Raw genomic sequence first — 21,106 nt, 5'->3', positions numbered from 1 at the left:
AGCTTCTCCTCCAGGCTGCGCCAGTACGTCTGGCCATAGCCGGGCTCGGAGGGGAGGCGTTGGCGGCCGCGTGCTCAAGCGCCTCGCCGACAACGTCGGACCTGGCGGCAGGCCGGTCCGTGACGACCGGGAGCGCGAAGGAGGAGGGGGTATCCTGCGACGGGGCGCCGTCGCGCTTCGTGTTCATCGGTGGCATGTGGAGCAGCTCTCGCGCGAGTGGACGTCGTACGCTTCAGCCAACTGGCGGCCAAGCTCAGCGGCCTTGGCCTTGTCTTCGGGCGGGGTCCACGTCATGGACGTGATGAACTCCGCCGGACGCAGGTGGGGCTCCGGATTGCGGTGGCAATCCAGGCACCAGGCCATGGTGAGCGGCGCGGCCTGCTCCACGGCGGCCATCTGGTCGACGCGGCCGTGGCAGGTGGCGCAGCCAACGCCCTTGGCCACGTGGATGGAGTGGTTGAAGTAGACGAAGTCCGGCAGGTTGTGCACGCGGACCCAGGGGATGGGCTGGTCGGAGAAGAACGCCTTGCGGACCTCGTTGAGGTACGGGCTCTTGTTCCAGACCTGTGCGTGGCAGGACATGCACACCGTGGTGGAGGGGATGCCCGCGGAGGGCGACTCCTCGACCGACCAGTGACAGTACCGACAGTCAATCTGCTCATCACCCGCGTGGTGGCGGTGATCGAACTCGATCGGCTGTTCAATGGGCCGCTGCTGGCCAGTGACGTACGGCGAGCGCACGTAGGCCATGAGACCGCCAATACCGATGGCGGGCACGGCAAGGAGCGCCGCGGCGGACAGCCGCGACACCGTGTTCGTCCAACGTGGGAAGAGAGGGCCGCTCATACCTGGACCATGGGCAAGGGGGCTTCGACAACAGCACTCGTGAAGGGAACGAAAGGCGAGGCGTGGGCGTTACCGGGCACAGGGAGCGGAGGGGCATTCCCGGCCCCACTGGGGCGGGTGGGCGGTAGCTCCTGGCGCACTGAAGGCGAAGCGGACACGTCCAACGAAACCTCTATTAGTAATGCCGTGGGCGGGGCCCTCCTCCTCTCCCTGCCCTAATGCGGCGCGGGACCATCGGGCATCGACACGGCAGTGTCAACCATTCAGATGTGGCGGCACGGGGATACCACTTCCTCGTGCGAGGGCGGAAAGTCGCGGTCGCGCGGTGATGAATCTCTCTTCTGGAGGGAGGTAGGGACGATTGAGCAAAGCACCCGTCGGGGAGGATCACTCCGGGTGTTTCACGGCGCGTCGTCGGTCTCCGGCTTCCGCCAGCGCGCGAGGCGCCGGGCCAGAAGCCTTTCCACCAGCTCCCGGGCGCGCGCGTCCCGGTGATAACGGGCGTCGTGCCGGGTGCCCTTGCCTTGATTGCACCGGGCGCAGGCCAGACCCAGGTTGCTCAGCGTCTCGGTGCCCCCGGCCGTCTTCGGGAGGATGTGCTCGATGGTGGCGCGGCTGATCGGCTCGCCATCCAGGCCGACCCATAAGTGCGCGTTGCAGTGCAAGCACTTGCCGAGCCACGCCTCGCGGCCCCGGTGGTTGGCGCGCTCGAAGGTATTATCCGTTTCGATGATACCCAGTATCTTGCGGCGTTTGGCGTAGCTCATCCTACACCTCGACGACTGCGGGGCCGGCGACGGCGAAAATGCGATCGCCCGCGCGGCGGGAGACGTTGATTCCGCCCGTGAAGGCGCTGAAGGCCGGAAGCACGCCCACGCCGCGTCCCACCTGGAAGCAGGGAAGACGCAGTGTGTCGCTCCTGCCGCCCAGCCGCACCATGGGGTGGAGGTGACCTGCCCATACATAGCGACCTGAAACGGGCTCCGGGTGGTGGGCGAAGTGGAAGGGGCCTTCGACGATGGAGGACTCGCGGACGTCCAGGCGCCAGCGGTCAGGCAGTGTCTTCACGTGCCGGTCATGATTGCCCCGCACCAGGACGCAATCCACCCAGGCGTGGGACTCCCGCCACTCCGCCAGCCGCTCCACCACGGCGGGGGTGAGGCCCTGGCGTGAATGGATGAGGTCACCCAGCAGGAGCAGGCGGCGGGCACCGGTGGTGGTGAGCGCCGCGGACAGGCGGGCCAGGTCGTCCTCCAGCACGCCCGTGGGCAGGGGGATGCCGTGCTGCTGGAAGCTCTCCGTCTTGCCCCAGTGCAGGTCCGCCACGGCCAGGGTGCCAGTGTCGGGCCAGTACAGGGCGCGCTCCGGGAGCAGCTCCAGCAGGGTGCCTTCTACGCGGACCTGGCATCTTCGCGAGTCCATCGCTCCTTCAATCGCTCCACCCGCTCCAGCAGGGACTCGCTCGACAGGCTCGCGCTGATGCGCTCGACGACGAGCGGGAAGCCCAGGGGCGTGGGCCGGCGGACATGGATGAGCTCCAGGGGCGCGGCTTGAAGCCGCTCCAGGGTCCGCTCCAGGCGCCCCTCCTCGAATTGTTGCTCCAGCACTTCCCGGCGGGCCTGGACGAGCAGGAGGTTGTCCGGGTCGTATTTGATGAAGACGTCGTGCAGCAGCGACGCGCTGGCCTGGACCTGCCGCGAGGACTTGCGCGCGCCGGGCAGGCCCGGCAGCACCAGCCCGGCGATGCGGGCGATGTCGCGGAACTGGCGCTTTGACAGCTCGCCGACGTTGACGCTCTCCAGGACGTCCGCCTCCAGGCGCTCGCGGGTGAAGAGCGCGGGGTGCAGCGCCTCCTCGAAGGGGAAGGGCGTGGGCGTGAGCAACTCCAGGCCGTAGTCATTCACCGACAGGGTGAAGGTGGCCTTGCGCAGGCGCGTCAGCCGCAGTGCCAGCAGCGCCGCCAGTCCTTCGTGCACCAACCGTCCTTCAAAGGGATAGAGGAAGAGATGGTGCCCGTCGCGCGTCTGGCACGTCTCCGCCAGCAGGATGTCCGCCGCGGGGATGCGGGACAGGCGGGCCTGCGCGTCCAGCACGGGCCAGGCGGCGGCCAGTTCGCCCGACGTGACATCGCCGTGGCGCGCGGTGTCCAGCGTGCGCCGAACGGCGGCGGCCAATGAGCCGGACAGGGGCAGGCGGCTGCCGCCCCAGCGCGGCGTCCGGGTGACCTTCGTCTTCGCGGGCCGCACGTAGGCGGTCATGTCCTGGAGGCGGCTGAACTCCAGCTTCTTCCCCGCGAAGATGAAGGTGTCGCCCGGCTTGAGGCGGCTGACGTAGGACTCCTCCACGCTGCCCAGGCGCCCTCCGCTCCAGTAACGCAGCTGCACCACCGCGTCGGAGGTGATGGTGCCGATGTTGAGGCGGTGCAGGCGGGCCACGCGCGCGTCCGCGACGACGCAGCGGCCCTCGTGCTCCACCACGCGCCGGAACTCCGGGTAGGCGCGCAGCGTCGGGCTGCCTTCGCGGACCAGGGACAAAGTCCACGCGAACTCCTCGTCGGTGAGGCCGGCGAAGGCCGCCGCGGTGCGCACCTCGTCTCGCAGGGCGTCGGGCGTGAAGCCGCCGCCCAACGCGCACGTCACGAGGTGCTGCGCCAGGACGTCCAGCGGCTTGCCCGGCGGCGTGCGGGCCTCCACCTCGCGGCGAAGGAGCGCGTCCTTGGCGGCGGCCATCTCCACCAGCTCCAGCGCGTGCGTGGGGACGAAGAGGATGTGACAGGTGGCGCCCGGGCGGTGGGCGCTGCGGCCCGCGCGCTGCATCGTGCGGCCAATGCCCTTGGGACTGCCCACCTGTACCACGCGCTCCACCGGGCCGAAGTCCACGCCCAGGTCCAGCGACGAGGTGCACACCACGATGCGCAGCGAGCCTTCCTTGAGGCCGCTCTCCACGCGCTCACGCTCCTCGCGTTCGATGGAGCCATGGTGGAGCGCGATGAGGTGCTCCCACTCCGGACGGGCGAATCGCAGGCCTTCGAACCAGCGCTCGGCCTGGGCGCGCGTATTGGTGAAGATGAGCGTGGAGCGCTCCGCGTCCAGCCACGCGCCCACGCGGGCCAGCATGGAGAAGCCCAGGTGGCCCGCCCAGGGGAACGCATCCACGGATTCGGGCAGCAATGTCTCGACGACGACGGGCCGCTCCAACGCCGCGCTCACAATCGTGGGCGTCTGGCCGGTGCCCACGGCGTGACGGGCGGCCTCTTCCAGATTGGCCAGCGTGGCGGACAGCGCCCAGGTGCGCAGGCCCGGCGCGAAGCGGCGCAGGCGGGCCAGCGCCAGCTCCAGCTGCGAACCCCGCTTGGAGCCGAGGAGTTCGTGCCATTCATCCACGATGACGGAGCGCAGTGACGCGAACAGCTCCGGGGCCCGCTCATGCGTGAGCAGGACGCACAGCGACTCCGGCGTGGTGATGAGCACCTGCGGCAGGCGCTCCCGCTGACGCTGGCGCACCGAGGAGGACGTGTCGCCGGTGCGGCTCTCCACAGCGATGTCCGCGTCCAGCACGGTGAGGGGCTCCCTCAACGCCTTCTCCACGTCCCGGGACACCGCGCGCAGCGGCGTCACGTAGAGGAGTTGAAGTCCTGGCTGTCCATGCGCCGCGACGTCCGCGAGCGGACCCAGGTAGGCCGCGTACGTCTTGCCCGCGCCGGTGGGGACGTGGATGAGCCCGCTTTCGCCGCGCGCATGGGCGGCCCAGGCTTCTTCTTGAAACGGATAGGGCGTCCAACCCTTCGCGCGGAACCAGCCGCGCAGCCGCTCCAGGGGTGGTTCATTCGTTTGCGCTCGAGTCGATGTGCGCTGGACGCGAGGTCGCCTGGGCTTGCGCGGCGCCTCTGCGGCCGGAGGCTCGGTGGTGGCGCGCAGGGCCTTGCGACTGGCGGCAATCTGCGCCCGCAGCGAGCGGGGTCTACCCGCTGGCATGGAGCAGCTCCTTGAGTGAGTCCAGCGTGTCCGCGTCCTGCGGCTTCTTGTCCGTCCGCCAGCGGGCGATTCGGGGGAAGCGCAGCGCGACGCCCGACTTGTGACGCGGCGAGGACTGGATGCCCTCGAAGTGCAGTTCGAAGACCTGTTCAGGCTCCACCGAGCGCACGGGGCCGTACTTCTCCCGCGTGTGCGCGCGAATCCACCGGTCCAGCCGGCCAATCTCCGCGTCCGTCAGGCCGGAGTACGCCTTCGTCACGGGCTGGAGCTCCGTGCCGTTCCACACTGCGAAGGTGTAGTCGGTGTACAGCGACGAGCGCCGGCCGTGGCCCGGATGCGCGTACAGCAACACCGCGTCCACCGTGAACGGGTCAATCTTCCACTTCCACCAGTCGCCCCGCTTGCGCCCGGTGAGGTACGGCGACTCCAGGCGCTTGAGCATGAAGCCCTCGACGTTGCGCTCTCGCGCTTCGCCCCGCGCGGTGGCCAGGTCCTCCCAGGTCGCCGCTTGCACGACGGGGGAGACGGGAAGCCGAGGCAAGCCTTCCAACAGTGCCTCCAGCTTCGCGCGCCGTTCGCGCAGCGGCTGGCTCCGGAGGTCCTCGCCTCCCAGCTCCAGCATGTCGTAGGCGATGTAGGCCGCGGGCGCTTCGGCCAGCACCTTGGGCGTCAGTTTCTGCCGGCCGATGCGCCGCTGGAGCAGGGCGAAGGGAAGGGGCCTTCCGTCCGCGTAGGCCAACACCTCGCCGTCCAGCACCGTGCCCTCGGGGAGCGCGGCGGCGGCGTCCGCGATTTCGGGGAAGCGCTCGGTGATGAGCTCCTCGCCGCGGCTCCACAGGTGCACGCTGCCCTTGCGGCGGATGAGCTGGCCCCGGATGCCATCCCACTTCCACTCCACCTGCCATTCCGCCCGGTCGCCCAGGTCCCCTGGTGGCTGCTCCAGCGGTGACGCGAGATAGAAGGGGTAGGGCCGGGAGCTGTCGCTGTCCGACACGTCCTGGGACACGAGCTGCCGGAAGAAGGTGGGCGAGGGCGTCCACGTCCCCATCAGCCGGTGCGCCACGCTGGGCGCGGGCAGTCCCGCCACCTGCGCCACCGCGCGGACCACCAGCGTGGAGGACACGCCCACCCGCAGTTCACCGGTGAGCATCTTGTTGAGCAGGAACAGCTCACGCCGGGGCATGGCGTGCCACCAGGACACCACCTGCTCGCGTTGCCCGGCGGCGCCCCGTTGACGCAGCGGCAACAGGCGTTGCTCCAGCCAGACGGACAGGGGCAGCTCCTCGGTCCGCGCCGGGCGCTCACGGGCATCCAACAGCAGGGCAATCACCTCCGCCAGGTCACCCACGGAGGCGTAGACCTCCTCGAAGAGCCAGCTGGGGATGCCGGTCAGCTCCTGCGTCCACCCCACCAGCAGCTTCGTGGGAATCAGCCGCTTCAGCTTCTGCCCCGTGAGGAAGTAGAGCGCCCACGCCGCGTCCTCCGGGGGCGCTTCCTTGAAGTAGCGCGCGAGCGCTTCCACCTTGGCGTTGGTGGACGTGGTCTGGTCCAGCGTTTCGTAGAGGTCCGCCAGTCGCCGCACGCGTCAGTCCTCCGCTTCGCCTTCGAAGGGCGTGGCCAGGGGCGCGGCGTCCACGCCCTGCTCGCGCAGGTAGTGGGCCAGCGGCTCGGCGTAGCCGTGCGTCACCAGCACGCGCTCCGCCCGGGTGTCCTTCACCGTGCGCAGCAGGTCCGGCCAGTCCGCGTGGTCCGACAGCACGAAGCCGCGGTCGAAGCCCCGGCGGCGGCGGTTGCCTCGAACGCGCATCCAGCCGGACGCGAAGCCGGTTTCGTAGTCACCGAAGCGGCGCATCCACGTGGTGCCGCTCGCGCTCGGCGGCGCCAGCACCAGCGCTCCCGCGAACGAGGTGCCCTTCTCCACCTGGGACACCGGCTGCGTGGGCAGCATGCGGACGCCCGCGTCCCGGTATGCGTCCACCAGGGAGTGCAAGGCGCCGTGGATGAACACGGCGCGGTCGGTCCGCTTCGCCAGCTCCGCGAGCAGCCGCTGCGCCTTGCCCAGCGCGTAGCAGAACAGCACCGCCGCGCGGCCCTGCGCGCGGTTGGCGTCCCACCAACGCAGGATGTCCTCGGCCACCTGCTCCGTCGCGTCCCAGCGGAAGATGGGCAGGCCGAACGTCGCCTCGGTGATGAAGGTGTGGCAGGGGACGACCTCGAAGGGCGCGCACGTGGGGTCCGGCGCGCGCTTGTAGTCACCGGACACGACCCAGGTCTCACCGGCGTGCTCCACGCGCACCTGCGCGCTGCCCAGCACGTGGCCCGCGGGATGGAAGCTGACGGTGACTCCGTTGATGCGCAGCCGTTCGCCGTAGTCGAGCGTGTCGATGGTGGCGTCCGCGCCCAGTCTCCGGTGGAGCAGTCCCTTGCCCGCCCGGGCGCCCAGATAGCGGTGGCTGCCGCTGCGTGCATGGTCACCATGCGCGTGGGTGATGAGCGCCCGGTCCACCGGACGCCAGGGGTCGACGTGGAAGCCACCGGGAACGCAGTAGAGCCCCTGAGGCGTCACCGTCATCAATGGGGCGGAAGGAGCGGCACTCAAAGTCCCATTGAGATAGCGAGGGGCTTGGAGCCAGACCACCCGGGGGAGGACGCCGCCTCACCGGCGGGAGCTCCCCGGGCTGCTCCCCGGGCACCCGCTGGCCCGGGGGCTTGCGCGATGGGGGGAGGGGAATGTCGGACCGCTTGGAGGACTCCCTCGGACGGGGGATAACCCAGGGATGGCGCCCGTCCTGCTGCTGTCCGCGAATCCACAACGTCGCCAGTGAAGCGCTTCATCGGAGCCGAGACGGGCCACCCCATTCCCCCTGCCGTGATGCGCGGTGGGACGTGAGTCAAAGACGATGGATGCACAGGAGCGGAAGTCAGCCTATCGGCAGCGCGCGGAGCAGGGTGAGGCGGTGCCGGTGTCGGTGGAGCTACCGGCGGACCTCGATACGCCGCTGTCGGCCTATCTGAAGCTGGGCGGTGGTTCGCGCGGCTTCATCCTCGAGTCGTGCTACGGCGGCGAGCAGTTCGGCCGCTACAGCCACATCGGCGCGGAGCCCGCGGGCCGCGTGCGGTTGGACCGGAACGGTGCCACCTTGTGGCGCGGCTCGAACGAGGAGCGCCGGGACGGCAAGCCCCTGGACGTGCTGCGCCAGCTCTGGCGCGAGCTGGCCGTGGCCCGGCTTCCCGGTGAGGCGCCCTTCCTGGGCGGGCTCGTGGGGTACATGGGCTACAACTGCTTCTCGTGGCTGGAGCCCACGGTGCCGGACCGGCACCCCAGCGACATCTCCTTCCCGGACTCGGAATGGCTGGTGTGCGAGGACTTCGTCACGCACGACACCCGCACCGGGACGCTCAAGGCCACGGCCATTGCCCGGCCGTCGCTGCACGGCAGCGTGGCCGCCGCGCTGAAGGACGCGGAGGCGCGCGCGCAGGCCATGGCGGACCGGCTGCTGAAGCCGCTGTCTCCGGAGGCCTATGCGCCCGCGCCGCGCATGCGTGGGGACGTGGCGCCCACCGCGTGCTGGGACCGCGCGGGGTATGAGTCGGCGGTGGCACAGGCGCAGGAGTACATCCGCGCCGGAGACATCTTCCAGGTCGTGCTCGCGCGCCGCTTCGAATCCCGGGGCGCGCCGCCGCCGCTGTCGCTCTACCGCGCGCTGCGGCGGGTGAATCCATCGCCGTACCTCTTCCTCGTGGAGCTGGGCGAGGCCCGCGCGCTGGTGGGCGCGTCGCCGGAGTTGCTGGTGCAGGTGCGCGACGGGGACGTGGTGGTGCGGCCCATCGCCGGCACCCGGCGCCGTGGCGCGTCCGAGGCCGAGGATCTGGCTCTGGAGAAGGAGCTGCTCGCGGACGAGAAGGAGCGCGCCGAGCACATCATGCTGGTGGACCTGGGGCGCAACGACGTGGGCCGCGTGGCGGCGCCTGGCTCGGTGCGCGTCGAGGACATGATGCTCATCGAGCGCTACAGCCACGTGATGCACATCGTGTCGCAGGTGCGCGGCAAGCTCGACGCGAAGTACGACGCGCTGGATGCGCTGGCCAGCACCTTCCCCGCGGGCACGGTGTCGGGCGCACCCAAGATTCGCGCGATGCAAATCATCGACGAGTTGGAGGTCCAGCGGCGCGGGCCCTACTCGGGCGCGGTGGGCTACCTGTCCTTCTGCGGCACGCTGGACGTGGCGATTGCGCTGCGCACCTTCTTCGTGGACGGAGACCGGACGATGTGGACCTCGGGCGCGGGAGTGGTCGCGGACTCGGTGCCGTCGAAGGAAGCGGACGAGACGGAAGCCAAGGCGGGCGCCATGGCCGCCGCGCTGCGGCTGGCGCGCGAGGGAGGTGGCCGGTGATTCTGGTCATCGACAACTACGACTCCTTCACCTTCAACCTCGTGCAGCTCCTGTACACGCTGGGGGCCGAGGTGAAGGTGGTGCGCAACGACGGCCTGGATGCCGAAGGTGTCGCGGCCTCGGGCGCGTCCCACCTGGTGATTTCGCCGGGGCCCTGCACTCCGCATGAGGCGGGCGTCAGCGTGGCGGCCATTGCCCAGTCACGTGTGCCGGTGCTGGGCGTGTGCCTGGGGCACCAGTCCATTGGCGCGGCCTTCGGCGGCAAGGTGGTGCGCGCGCCAGAGCCGGTGCATGGCAAGGCGGCGCACATCCGGCATGGCGGCACGGGGCTCTTCGCCGGGCTCAGCGAGGGCTTCGCGGCGGCGCGCTACCACTCGCTCATCGTGGAGGCGCCGTCACTGCCCGCCGAACTGGAAGCCACCGCGTGGAGCCAGGATGGCCTCATCATGGCGCTGCGCCATCGCGAGCGGCCCGTGGTGGGCGTGCAGTTCCATCCGGAGAGCGTGCTCACGCCCGAGGGCCCCGCGCTGGTGCGCAACTTCCTGGAGGGACGGCTGTAGCTACGCGCGCAGGTGCGTGGTGTCGTTCCACGACACGATGGCCGGGCGGCGCCTGTCGCCGTCATGGCCGAGCACGCTGATGGACGCGGTGCTCAGCAGGAAGAGGCGGCCTTCCCACGGGGGCAGGCCCAGCCATCTCGCCGCGAGCACGCGAAGCAGGTGCCCGTGGGCGAAGATGAGCACGTCCCCGTCCGTCCGGAGTGCGTCGGAGATGACGCCGTCCACGCGAGTGGCCACCTGCGCCGCGGTCTCTCCGTTGGGGACGCCGTTCGTCCAGATGGTCCAGTCGGGCCGCTCGGCGCGAATCTCCGCGCCGGTGCGCCCCTCGTAGTCGCCGTAGTCCCACTCCATGAGGTCCTCGCGCGGCTGGGCGTAGTCCCCGTAGCCGGCAAGGGCGCAGGTGTCCGCCGCGCGGCTCAGTGGGCTGGTGTAGACGGCGTCGAAGCGCCAGGCCTTCAGCGGCGCGCCGAGCAGGCGGCCCATCTCCCTTCCGGAGCTCAGGAGCGGAATGTCCGTCCGGCCTGTGTGCCGACCGGCGCGGCTCCACTCCGTCTCTCCGTGCCGGACGAGTACCACCTGTTTCCCGGGGGTCTTCATGGCGCGCATTCTGGCAGGGCCCGGGCTCGCGCGCAGGTGGAAGCCAGAGGGCCTTCGGGGTGCCAGGACTTTCAGTGGGCGATGTAAGTCGCCGGCAGGAGCGTCTTTCCGCCCCTGCCGTCGAAGAGGCTGTCCTTCAGGTGCAGGTGGATGACGACGCGTGAGCGCTGCTCCAGGGCGCTGCGCGTGGTCGAGAACTGGATGGTTCCGGCTTGGGCATTGATGAGGCCCGCCAGGCTGTCTTCCTTGAACGCGCCCACGTCGTCCAAGCGCACGGTGATGTCCACCTGCTTCACGTACCTGGGCAGGAAGAAGCGCCCCAGGAGGTGGGCGTGGTCCGTGTCCGTCAAATCCATGGCGCGTGCGTTGGGCGAGGGCTCGAAGCGGACGGGCTCGCCGAAGGAGGTGACCTCGACTTGGCCCATGCCCAGCAGGACCTTCTCGTACTGTGCCGCGTCCTGGCCTCGCAGGCGGATTTCGAAGGCGTCCAGCACGGGGTCTCCCAGCGCCCGCATCAAATCGTCTTCACTGGTATCGCAGGCACTTGTTCCCAGCGCCACGAGCAGGCCCGCGACCCACCTGGATTGGGATGGAATCTTCATGACCACGCTCCCTCTCAGAACCGAGGTTCCTCGGCGCGCTCCATGGCTTGCAGCGGGTCCACCGCGAAGATTCGTTTTCGCAGCGGGATGGCCGTCCGCTTGCCGGAGTGGTTGTGCCGCTCCAGCCGTTGACGCAGCTCTTCCATCCGGCCGGGGTCGAGTGAGGCCGGATTCTCCAGCGCAGACAGGGGAGGCGCGCGCGTGTTGAAGACGCGCTCGTTGCAGACCGCCGTCAGCGCTTCGCGCGCCGTCCGGACCTTCAAGGACTCCAGGGCCGTGCGGCGCGTGTTGTTCGAGGCGATGGCGGGGTTGGCCCAGAGGATGCCCAGGGCGCCTGGGAGGGTGGAGACTTCGCCGAGAGCGCCGAGGGAGATGGGGCCGTATGCCAGGCACTCCAAGAGCGCGCTCTCGCTGGCGCCGAAGAATCCGCGGTCCCGGGTCATCGGCTGCGGACGAGGCGAGCCCCAGGAGTAGACGCCACACATCGCGCCGTTCGCGAGCTGGGGCACCGGCCGCGTGAGGAGGCGGGTCAGGTTGCCCGTCGTCACGTCCACGGCATGGAAGCCGCTGACCCTGTGGGTATCGGGGCCGCTGGTTCCGTAGAGGAAGAGCTCGCCGTCGCGTGTGAAGACGGCGGCGCTCATGACGGGGTTCTCCGCGGGCCTGCCGTCAATCCGCGCGGGCTCGGGATGGTCGGTGGCCACGCCCGTGAGCGGGTCGATGCGGGTCAGCCGCTGGGTGGCGTTGTTGAAGGCGTAGAGCTGGCCGTCCCGGGGATTCATCGCGAAGTCCGCCAGCTGGAAGTCCCCCGGGACGGTCACCACTTGCTCGGAGAGAGTGCCTCCGGTGCTGGGGTTGATGCGGATGAGGCGATGGGTGCTGTGCTCGAAGCCGACGTAGGAGCCATCCTTGAGAACGGCTCCCGCGGTCCAGATGGCCGAGCGAGGTGCCGTGGTGTCCAGCGGGGCGATGATGCTCGATGAGCCGGTGGCGTCGACGCGGATGAAGCTGGGAGCGCTGACGCCGTCCGAGGCGATGGCGTACAGGATGTTGTCGTAGTGGTTGAACGCCAGCGCGTTGTAGGGAAGCCCGGCTTCACCCTGTAGCGTCAGCGTGCCGGTGGCGGGGTCGAAGATGTAGAGCCGTGAGGGGGCCGCGGGCCGTCCTTCCGGAGAGCGCGAGGCCGTGGAGAGGTAGACGGTGTCGTCACAGAACAGGTTGGGCTGAGGAAGGCAGAGCACGTTGGCCCCCGCCTGGCTAGCGCCTGCGTCCCAGCCGATGCTGAAGGTGCTGGTGAAGGAGACCTCGTGGTTGGGCGTCACGGGGTTCGCATCGTGTATCCCCAATGTGAGACACGCGTCGTGGCTCTCCAGCTCGATTTCGCACTGATACGTGACGTGGCCTCCCGCTGGAACCACGAGGGGGGACGTGCGTAAGAGCGTGCAGGAATTCAGCAGGGGCGCGGTCGCGGAGAGCAGCTCGGAGGGGAGCGTCGGGTCGATGTTGGTGACGGTGAACGTGAAGCGCAGCGTCTCCGGGTAGGTGTCGACCGTGTATTGCTTGAGCCCGTTCACGAGCTTCTCGGCTCGGAAGTCGTTGGCCCAGGCGTTCGAGGCCCAGACGGCGCCGATGAACAGGAGCCCGAGCCACTTCCTATCCATCATGGGGGTCTCCTCGTCCGTCATTGCTGGGGGACAAGGGACGGCTGCAGTCGATGTGCCAGTTGTTCTCTTATTTGTTGTTATTCTTGGAGGTTGATACATGTGCCCCCAGGGGCGCCCGGATGTCGAATGGCATTGTCTGGGGATGTCTTGGAAGTGGCGGGAGGATGGCCCGGGGGACTTGTTCTTGTCCGGAACTCCCAGCCGGACGGGCACGTGACGGAAAGAGGCACTGACGCCGAGGCCGGAGCGCGGCAACGCGGGCGTGTAAGAATTGCAGGCAGGTGGCTGGCATTCTTTCTGGAATGCATGCGACCTCGAAACAAGGCCCGGCCGAACGTCGATGCGCTCGGCCGGGCCCGTTCTCAGACCGCGACGACTACGGCATCACCGCGATGAACCGGTCCGCGAGGACGTTGTTGTCCTCGCGCAGTTCCTCGAGGTTCTGCCATGGGTCGACGAGGGCGCCCAGGTAGAAGAACCCAGTGGGGCCAGAATCCGGAGGCGTGTTGACCGTCACCTGTGTGTTGCGTGTGACGCACTGCCCGGCGTCCAGAGATTGCACGGTCATCACTCCAATCTGGCTCTGACTGTCGGGGGGAGCGCCCGGCCAGCTTTGATAGGGGAGTTCGAGCGTGTTGTTGCTAGACAGGTACAGCGCCACTTCCATGGAGCCGTGGGTGGGCGTGGTGCCCTGGTTGCAGACCCGCACGGTGGCGGTGAAGGCACTACCCGTTCTCACGGAGTTGGGGCCGGAGACGGAGGTGACGACCAGGTCTGGCTGGTTGCCCACACCCATGAGTCCGCTGACGAAGATGTTGTTGTCTTCGCGCAGCTCGGCCTGCGCCTGGTTCGAGTCAATGACCGCGCCCAGATACAGCGGGTGATGGGGCTCGGCCTCCTCGGGCAGTTCCACCCACGCGAGGACGGGCTCTGTGATGCATTGTCCCGGATTCAGGGGCTGCACGTTCCAGGCGCCGATGAGCGCTTGCGTGCGCGGGTAGGGGAAACCTGGGGCATTCCATTGAGGCATCACGACCTGGGCCCGGGTGGAGAAGTACAGGTCCAACTGCTCGCTGCCCGATACCCGGGTGCCCTGATTGCAGACCGTCACCGAGGCAGTGAAGTTGCCGTTGCGTTCCACGCTGACAGGCGCTTGCACCGCGGTGACAACCAGGTCGGGACCGGCGCCAACACCCATGATGTCACCGACGAAGGTGTTGTTGTCCTCGCGCAGCTCACCAGCGAGCAGGTCCGGATTGATGGCCGCGCCGAGATACAAGGGCTGTTCGGGCTGAGCCAGGACAGGAATGTTCGACCAGGAGGGCACCTGCAGCGTGACGCAATCGTCGACACCCAAGGCGGGGACTCCGAACTCGCCGGCGTACACCTGGTTGGCGGGTATCGGGATTCCCGGGCCGTACCGTTCGGGCATGGCCATGCTTGCTTCGGTGGAGAGGTGGACCTCCAGCTCCGTGGGATAGGATTCAGACGTGCCTTGATTGCAGACGGTGACCGTGGCGGTGAACGCGGCGTTGGCTTCGACGCTCGCGGGGCCCGTGAGTGACGTGATGACCAGGTCGGATGCATGGCCCACGCCCATGCGACCGCTCATGAAGATGTTGTTGTCTTCACGCAGCTCCGCCTGGGATTGCATCCCATCGACCAGGGCACCCAGGTAGAGCTTCTGGTCAGGGGCTGTCGCGGGCGGCGGCGTCAGTGTTGCGACAGCGCTTCCCGTGAAGCACCTCCCTGGATTCAGGAAGGGGACACTCAGCTCGCCAATGGGCTGCTGCGTCGGTGGCAGTGGATTGCCGGGTCCACTCCAGCGCGGCATGACGAGCGCCTCTTCCGTGGAGAGGTGGAACTCCACGAGGGTGCTGTTCGAGGGCTCTGTCCCCTGATTGCAAACCGTAACGGTCGGGTGGAACGTCGCGAACGGCCCGACGTTCGGGGGCGCCTGCACCGCCGTGATGACAAGGTCAGGGCCATCACCGACGCCCATGATTCCGCTCACGAAGATGTTGTTGTCCTCGCGCAGTTCCTCGAGGTTGCCCCATCCGTCGATGATGGCGCCCAGGTACAAGGGCTGGGCAAACAGTGCATCGGGTGGCAACTGTGTAGCGGCCTGGATGGATTGGGAAATGCAATGGCCCGCGTCCAGGTGTGGCACTGAGATGTTGCCGATGGAGGCCTGGGTGTCGGGCAGGGGGGAGCCCGAACCGAACCACCGTGGCAGTTCCAACGTGGGCAGGGTCGAGAAGTGGAGTTCCAGCTCCGAGGAACTCGCGTACTCGGTGCCCTGGTTGCAGACCGTCACGGTGGCTGTGAAGGCACCATGGATTCGCGCGCTCGGTGGAGCGTTGATGGCGGTGACGACGAGGTCCGCTTTGTTTCCTACGCCGATGCGGCCGCGCACAAAGGCGTTGTTCTCCTCGCGAAGCTCCTCGATGGCGTCGTTCGCATCGACGATGGCGCCCAGGTAGATGGCCTCGCCGTGCGAGCCGGGCGGGATGTAGGCCGCGCCAGTCACTTGCCCTGTGAAGCAGTGCCCGACGTTCAGGGGAGGGATGCTCACGTCGCCCACGGGCGTTTGACTCCATGTGAACGGAGTTCCTTGCCCGCTCCAATCTGGAAGCACCAGGCGGGGTTCGGTGGACAGATACACCTGTGCCATCGTGGGTCCGGAGGAATCGGTGCCCTGGTTGCAGACGGTCAGGGTGGTCGCGAAGGTGGTGCTGTCGCGCACGCTGGCGGGACCATCGATGGCAGTGACCACCAGGTCAGGACGGTTGCCCAGGCCCATGATGTCTCCGATGAAGGTGTTGTTGTCTTCGCGGAGTTCATTGTCCTGCGCGTATGGGTCGATGATGGCTCCAAGATTGAGCGCCTTGTCGATGTACTCCGCGGGGAAGCTCATCGCGGTAGCAAGGGTGGAGATCGTCCTGCACTCGCCCGCATCCAAGGATTGCACCTGGTGCATCCCAATGGAGAACGCCGTATGCGGGTCGGCGTTGTAAGGCGAGCCCCCCTGAATCGGGGCATTCAGGAAGGCATGCGCGGCCAGGTAGAACTCCACCTGGGTGTTCTGTGAGGCCACGGTGCCCCGATTGCAGATGCGGGCGGTGACAGGTACGTCGCCAGGCATGCTGCTGGCGGGGCCCTTCACGGAGGTGATGGCCAGGTCCGGCCCGTTGCCGAGACCCATTTGCTCACCGACAAAGGCATTGTTGTCCTCGCGAAGCTCCACGATGTTCGACCTGGGGTCGACAATGGCGCCCACGTAGAATGCTTGGAGTTGGGGTGGCGCACCCAGGGGACGGTCCAGGGTGATGGGCTCCTCGCGTGTGACGCAACGCCCTGCTTCGACGCTGGAGACGCCGAATCCGCCGACTCTGATCTTGGTCCCGTGCAGCAGTCCCCCCATGGCAGGCGAGTCCAGCGTCGGCACCATGGACAGGTAGATATCCACCGCGGCCGTCGGGGCAACGACGGTCCCCACGTTGCAAACGGTGACGCTGACAGGGGTCCACGATGCCGAAGGGGGCACGCTGGCTGGAGCGCGAATCGCGGTCACGATGAGGTCCGGGCGCGCCCCCGCGCCGATGAGCCCCTGGGTGAAGGCGTTGTTGTCCTCGCGCAGTTCAGGGATGTCTTGCGTGGAATCGATGATGGCGGCCAGGAAGAGGGCGCCATCCTGGGGCGCGCCGGCTGGGAACGTCGCGGCGCCCTGGACATTGCGAGTGATGCAAATGCCAGGGTTCAGGAGGGGCACATCCGTCTGGCCCACCCGTTCCTGTCCAGGCGGCGGTGGGCTGCCGCTGCCTGGCATGGTCACGTTGCCATCCACGGAGAGGTACAGCTCGAGCGAGCTGGGATTCGCGGGCAGCGTGCCGTGGTTGCAAACCCTCACAGAAGCGCCAAGCAGGTCACCGCTCTGGATGCTGCTGGGGCCGTGCACCGAGGTGACGACGAGGTCCGGTCCTGCTCCCATGGCGACGAGGTCCCCCACGAAGACGTTGTTGTCCTCGTTGAGCTCCGTGGAGAACCCGGGGGTATCGGCGATGGCGCCCAGGTAGAGCAGCTGACCGGGTGTCGCGTCGGGCGGCAATATCACCGGGAAAGAGGCGTTGCGGATGGCACAGTGGGCCGGGAGCAGTTCGGGCACGTCCACCGTTCCCTGTGAGGCCTGATGTGTGGGGGGAGGTCCACCCGTCGTTGGCGGTGACAGCGTGCCGTTCGTGGAGAGGTACAGCTCCACGATGGTGTCGTCCGAAACGTGGGTGCCTTGGTTGCACACCTTGAGCGTCGACGTGACCGTCCCGCTGTTCGTGACGCTCGTGGGGCCACGAAGCTCCGTGACGACGAGGTCCGGCCGGTTTCCGATGCCCAGCGCGGTCACCGCGGTGTTGTTGGCCTCGTCCAGTTCGACGAGGGTCTGGTGCGCGTCGGTGATGGCTCCCAGGTAGTAGGTTCCGTCCGTTTGGGGGCCAGGCGGCGTGGCGGAACTGGTGATGGCTCGCGTCTCGCAGCGGCCGGCCTCCAGGGCGCTGACGTCCAGCGTGGCGAGGAAGACCTGGTCCGTCGGGGGTGGCACGTTCGGGTCGGGCCAGGAGAGCGTGCCATCCGTGGACAGGTACAAGTCCATCTGGGTGGGACCTATGGGGCTCTGCGCGGGCGCTGTGCCTTCGTTGCAGACCTTCACGAGGGTCGTGAAGGGCTCACCGAATCGAATACTGCTGGGGCCTCGCAGCTCTCGAACCACGAGGTCGGGGCCAAAGCCCCGGCCTTGCGACTGACTCCTGAGCTGCTCGGGCTCGGTGGGAGCCGCGTTGCCCCCACATCCCGCTCCCGCCAACAGACCTGCTGTCAGCAGGAATGTACTGCTCCAAGACGGCCTTCGCCGTTGCTGCATATTGCCTCCGGAGGAATGTCCTCGCGCAAATGCCCGCCTGATGCGGGCACATGCGGAGAGCCGGAGTGCTTATACGGGGTGTGGGATTATCCCTGAATTTTCAGCTTGAAGAGAGCGTTTGCAGCCGTGCCTCAGCGTCGCAGTCCGCGCTTGATGTCGGCGCAGAGCGCCTTCGCCGCCTCGAGGCCCTCTGTGTGAGCGGCACGCACCAGCGCGCTACCCACCACGACGCCATCCGCATGGGCAGACAGCATGCGTGCCTGTTCCGCCGTGGAGATGCCAAAGCCTGCCACCACGGGGACAGTCGCGGCCTTGCGCACCAAATCCAAACGCTGTGAAAGGTCCGGCGGCAGCTCCGCGCGCATGCCCGTCACGCCCGACACGGACACGCAATAGACAAAGCCTCGGCCGTCCTTCGCGATGGCCTCCGCCCGCGCCGGGGGCGTGGTGGGGGCGCACAGGGGAATCAGGTCCATGCCCTCCGCGTCGAACGTGGCGCGCAGGCTCGCGCTCTCCTCGGGCGGCAGGTCGGGGAGGATGGTTCCAGACACGCCGCGTTCGCGTGCGAGCTTCGCGTAACGCGCCTCGCCCATGGCCATGATGAGGTTGACGTACGTCATGATGACCAGCGGCGTCTGGGGACATCGCTTGCGTACCGCCGGCACCACCTCGTCCAGCACGCGCTTGAGCGTGGAGCCGGCCTTGAGCGCCCGCTCCGCCGCGCCCTGGATGACGGGGCCGTCGGCGATGGGGTCGCTGAACGCCACGCCAATCTCCAGCACGTCCGCGCCGCCCTCGACCAGCGCGGCGAACACGTCCACCGAGCGGGGCAGGTCCGGGTCGCCCGCCATGGCATAGGTCACCAGTACGCCTTCGCCCCGTGCCTTCGCCTGGGCGAAAGTCTGTGCAATCTCGCCGCTCATGCCTTCACCCCCACCGGCGGAGGCACGCCCCGCGCGGAAATCGTGGCCACATCCTTGTCTCCGCGGCCCGAGCAATTGATGACCAGGTGCTTGCCCGCCCCCAGCTCACGCGCCAGCTCCCGGCCGCGCGCGAAGGCGTGAGACGTCTCCAGCGCGGGGAGGATGCCCTCCAGGCGCGCCACCTCGTAGAAGGCCGCCAGCGCCTCGTCGTCCGTGGCGATGCGGACCTCCATGCGGCCCGTCTTCGCCGGTGCGCCAGCTCCGGGCCCACGCCCGGATAGTCCAGGCCCGCGGAGATGCTGTGCGCCTCCTGAATCTGGCCGTCCTCGTCTTGGAGCACCAGCGAGCGCGAGCCGTGCAGCACGCCCTCCGTCCCCAGTGTCAGCGAAGCGCCGTGCTGCTTCGTATCCAGGCCGTGGCCTCCCGCCTCCACGCCCACCAGCCGCACGCTGGCGTCGCCAATGAATGGGTGCAGCACGCCAATGGCATTCGAGCCGCCCCCACGCACGCGATGATGGCGTCCGGCAGGCCGCCAAAGGCCGCCTGGGCCTGCGTCCGCAGCTCGCGGCCGATGACGGCCTGGAAGTCGCGCACCACCGTCGGATACGGATGCGGCCCTGCCGCGCTGCCGATGACGTAGTGCGTGTCCGACACCTGCGACACCCAGGTGCGCATGGCCTCGTTCATCGCGTCCTTCAGCGTGCGCGAGCCGGACTCCACCGGCCGTACCACCGCGCCCAGCGCGCGCATGCGGAAGACGTTGAGCGCCTGCCGCTCCACGTCCAGCGCGCCCATGTACACCTCGCAGGGCAGGCCGAAGAGCGCGCACGCGGTGGCGGTGGCGACGCCGTGCTGGCCCGCGCCCGTCTCCGCGATGATGCGCTTCTTGCCCATCCGCTTGGCGAGCAGCACCTGACCCACGGTGTTGTTGATTTTGTGCGCGCCGGTGTGCGCCAGGTCCTCGCGCTTGAGCCACACATTCGCGCCGCCCCAGGCCTCCGTGAGGCGCCGGGCGGGCGTCAGCGTGGTGGGGCGGCCCACGAACTCGCGCAGCACGCGGGCGACCTCCTCGCCGAAGGCCGGGTCCGCGCTCGCCGTGGCATAGGCCTCTTCCAGCTCCTGCAGCGCGGGAACCAGGGTCTCCGGAACGTAGCGTCCGCCGTAGCGCCCGAAGCGGCCGGCGGCAGTCTCCGTGGTCATGTCTGTCACTCCCAGAGGTTGATGGACTTCGCGGCGCGCACGAAGGCGCGCACCGCTTCCACGTCCTTGATGCCAGGGGCGGATTCCACGCCACTGGCCACATCCACGCCGTACGGCCGCGTCGCGCGCACCGCCTCGGCCACGTTGGAGGGCCGCAGGCCTCCCGCCACCAGCACGGGCACGCCGCTTCCCGCCAGCCCCGCGACGAGCGACCAGTCGAAGCCCACGCCGCCGCCGCCATATCCCGGCGCCGCGCCGTCGAGCAGCAGCCCTGCGACGTCTCCTACGCCCACATACGTCCGAGCCCGGGCCACGTCTTCCGGCCCCGTGACTCGCAGCGCCTTGACGACAGGCACCCCGTACCCCGAACAGGCCTCCGGGGGCTCGTCCCCATGGAGCTGCACGGCTGTGAGGCCACAGGCGCGCACCGTCTCCCGGATGGTGTCCGGCGCCGCGTTGACGAACACGCCCAGCACCGTGCCCAGGGGCGGCCGTGTACGGGCCAGGGCCGCCGCCGTGGGGAGGTCCAGGTAGCGGGGCGACTTCGGGTAGAAGTTGAGGCCCAGCGCATCCACGCCGGCCTCCCACGCGGCCACCGCGTCGGACAGGCGCGTGACGCCGCACACCTTCACGCGGACACTCACGGCGCCGCGTCCTTCACCCCGAGCAGCCTCCGCAGCGCATGTCCGGGGTCGGGCTCCCGAAGCAGGGATTCGCCCACCAGGACGGCGTCCGCTCCCGCTTCCTGCGCCGCCACCAGGTCCGCCAGGGACTTGAGGCCGCTCTCCGCCACCAGCACCCGGGCCCGGGAGCGCAGCTTCGGCATCACCCGCAGGGCCGTGCCCGTGTCCGTCTTCAGCGTGGCGAGGTTGCGGTTGTTGATGCCCACCAGCTTCGCGCCCGCGGCCAGCGCGCGCTCGGCGTGCGCCTCCGTGTGGGCTTCCACCAGCGCGGCCACGCCCACCGCTTTCGCGGTGGCGACCATCTCCCGCAGCTCGCCATCCTCCAGCGCGTCGGCGATGAGCAGCACCGCGTCCGCGCCCCACTGCGCGCTCTCCTCCACCTCACGCGCCGCCACGAGGAAGTCCTTGCGCAGCACGGGCAGCGACACCGCCGCCCGCACGGCCACGAGGTCCTCCAGGCTGCCGCCGAAGTCCGGCCCATCCGTCAGCACGCTGATGGCGCTGGCGCCCGCGGCTTCATAGGCCCGGGCCACCGCCACCACGTCCGCGTGGGGGAAGTCCCCGCCCGAAGGGCTCTTGCGCTTCACTTCCGCGATGACGCTCACTTGCCGCCCGGAGCGGTGGGTCACCAGCCCCTGGGCGAAGTCGCGGGGCATGGGCCGGGCGCGAGGTGCCATGGGCGGACGCGCTGCGAGTTCCTGGCGCTTGCGCGCCATGATGCGGTCCAACGTTCCTGTCGTGCTCATGACAA

At 68.8% G+C, this 21,106-nt stretch carries 15 protein-coding genes and 1 pseudogene; 2 read left to right on the top strand and 14 right to left on the bottom strand.

Going from position 1 to position 21,106, the window contains the following annotated elements:
* Positions 1 to 183: 183 nt before the first annotated feature.
* The 6 genes from QEG98_RS32875 to QEG98_RS32850 form a co-directional block, all read right to left on the bottom strand.
* Positions 184 to 846, bottom strand: a complete 663-nt coding sequence (locus QEG98_RS32875) for a cytochrome c3 family protein (RefSeq protein ID WP_090492146.1) — start codon at positions 844 to 846, stop codon at positions 184 to 186.
* A 401-nt stretch (positions 847 to 1,247) separates the two neighbouring features.
* Positions 1,248 to 1,613 (bottom strand): HNH endonuclease, encoded by a 366-nt coding sequence (locus tag QEG98_RS32870; protein WP_316564082.1) that lies wholly within the window; start codon positions 1,611 to 1,613, stop codon positions 1,248 to 1,250.
* 1 nt (position 1,614) lies between these two features.
* Complete coding sequence (gene pdeM, locus QEG98_RS32865) at positions 1,615 to 2,268, bottom strand: ligase-associated DNA damage response endonuclease PdeM (protein WP_316564081.1); 654 nt, start codon at positions 2,266 to 2,268, stop codon at positions 1,615 to 1,617.
* On the bottom strand, positions 2,238 to 4,820 hold the full coding sequence (locus QEG98_RS32860) for a ligase-associated DNA damage response DEXH box helicase (RefSeq protein ID WP_316564080.1): 2,583 nt from the start codon (positions 4,818 to 4,820) through the stop codon (positions 2,238 to 2,240). Before QEG98_RS32860 ends, pdeM begins: the two co-directional genes overlap by 31 nt.
* Positions 4,807 to 6,402, bottom strand: a complete 1,596-nt coding sequence (locus tag QEG98_RS32855) for an ATP-dependent DNA ligase (RefSeq protein ID WP_316564079.1) — start codon at positions 6,400 to 6,402, stop codon at positions 4,807 to 4,809. Before QEG98_RS32855 ends, QEG98_RS32860 begins: the two co-directional genes overlap by 14 nt.
* A 3-nt stretch (positions 6,403 to 6,405) precedes the next feature.
* A complete protein-coding gene (locus QEG98_RS32850) occupies positions 6,406 to 7,458 on the bottom strand; it encodes a ligase-associated DNA damage response exonuclease (RefSeq protein ID WP_316564078.1) in 1,053 nt (350 codons plus the stop codon).
* 262 nt (positions 7,459 to 7,720) lie between these two features.
* Between QEG98_RS32850 and QEG98_RS32845 the strand changes: the two genes are divergently transcribed.
* Complete coding sequence (locus tag QEG98_RS32845) at positions 7,721 to 9,214, top strand: anthranilate synthase component I family protein (RefSeq protein ID WP_316564077.1); 1,494 nt, start codon at positions 7,721 to 7,723, stop codon at positions 9,212 to 9,214.
* Positions 9,211 to 9,774 (top strand): anthranilate synthase component II, encoded by a 564-nt coding sequence (locus QEG98_RS32840; protein ID WP_090492153.1) that lies wholly within the window; start codon positions 9,211 to 9,213, stop codon positions 9,772 to 9,774. Before QEG98_RS32845 ends, QEG98_RS32840 begins: the two co-directional genes overlap by 4 nt.
* Here the strand turns inward: QEG98_RS32840 and QEG98_RS32835 are convergent, their stop codons facing one another.
* The 8 genes and pseudogenes from QEG98_RS32835 to QEG98_RS32800 form a co-directional block, all read right to left on the bottom strand.
* Positions 9,775 to 10,380 (bottom strand): histidine phosphatase family protein, encoded by a 606-nt coding sequence (locus QEG98_RS32835; RefSeq protein WP_090492154.1) that lies wholly within the window; start codon positions 10,378 to 10,380, stop codon positions 9,775 to 9,777. It lies immediately after the preceding gene.
* A 62-nt stretch (positions 10,381 to 10,442) separates the two neighbouring features.
* Complete coding sequence (locus QEG98_RS32830) at positions 10,443 to 10,973, bottom strand: hypothetical protein (protein ID WP_244172024.1); 531 nt, start codon at positions 10,971 to 10,973, stop codon at positions 10,443 to 10,445.
* Between the two features lie 14 nt (positions 10,974 to 10,987).
* The gene (locus QEG98_RS32825; protein WP_316564076.1) at positions 10,988 to 12,637 is read right to left on the bottom strand and encodes a DUF6923 family protein; all 1,650 of its coding nucleotides are present in this window, start codon (positions 12,635 to 12,637) and stop codon (positions 10,988 to 10,990) included.
* A gap of 376 nt (positions 12,638 to 13,013) precedes the next feature.
* Positions 13,014 to 17,549, bottom strand: a complete 4,536-nt coding sequence (locus QEG98_RS32820; RefSeq protein WP_316564075.1) for a CARDB domain-containing protein — start codon at positions 17,547 to 17,549, stop codon at positions 13,014 to 13,016.
* A 131-nt stretch (positions 17,550 to 17,680) separates the two neighbouring features.
* Entirely contained in the window at positions 17,681 to 18,472 is a 792-nt protein-coding gene (gene trpA, locus QEG98_RS32815; protein WP_316564074.1) for a tryptophan synthase subunit alpha, read from the bottom strand.
* Positions 18,469 to 19,672: pseudogene (gene trpB, locus QEG98_RS32810) on the bottom strand (tryptophan synthase subunit beta). The gene trpA and the pseudogene trpB overlap by 4 nt, the downstream one beginning before the upstream one ends.
* A gap of 5 nt (positions 19,673 to 19,677) precedes the next feature.
* Entirely contained in the window at positions 19,678 to 20,316 is a 639-nt protein-coding gene (locus QEG98_RS32805; protein ID WP_141593228.1) for a phosphoribosylanthranilate isomerase, read from the bottom strand.
* Positions 20,313 to 21,101, bottom strand: a complete 789-nt coding sequence (locus QEG98_RS32800; protein ID WP_316564073.1) for an indole-3-glycerol phosphate synthase TrpC — start codon at positions 21,099 to 21,101, stop codon at positions 20,313 to 20,315. Before QEG98_RS32800 ends, QEG98_RS32805 begins: the two co-directional genes overlap by 4 nt.
* Positions 21,102 to 21,106: the final 5 nt, after the last annotated feature.

It is taken from the genome of Myxococcus sp. MxC21-1 (assembly GCF_032612255.1).
Taxonomy (GTDB): Bacteria; Myxococcota; Myxococcia; order Myxococcales; family Myxococcaceae; genus Myxococcus; species Myxococcus virescens.
The sequence above is the reverse complement of the archived record's forward strand: the minus strand, read 5'-3'. Positions and strand labels throughout refer to the sequence as shown.